The following is a 207-nucleotide window of genomic DNA, read 5'->3' as shown; positions in this document are numbered from 1 at the left end:
GCCTGGCAACGTCCTACTCTTGCAGGGGCGTGAGCCCCAACTACCATGGGCGCTGGAGAGCTTAACTACTGTGTTCGGCATGGGAACAGGTGTGACCTCTCCGCTATCGCCACCAGACTGTGTATAATATTAAGGGATGTACCCTAAAAACTAGATAAGAGTTATATTACAAGTTCAAACAAAAGGTATAGTTAAGTCCTCGATCGA

1 rRNA gene is annotated in these 207 nt (G+C 47.3%); it reads right to left on the bottom strand.

Annotated features, from left to right (window positions below):
• Positions 1–117: ribosomal RNA gene (gene rrf, locus GH715_RS12130) — 5S ribosomal RNA — on the bottom strand.
• Positions 118–207: the final 90 nt, after the last annotated feature.

This window comes from Gracilibacillus thailandensis, assembly GCF_010994055.1.
Lineage (GTDB): Bacteria > Bacillota > Bacilli > Bacillales > Amphibacillaceae > Gracilibacillus > Gracilibacillus lacisalsi.
Note: the sequence above shows the minus strand (reverse complement) of the source record. Positions and strands in the feature narration are given on the sequence as shown.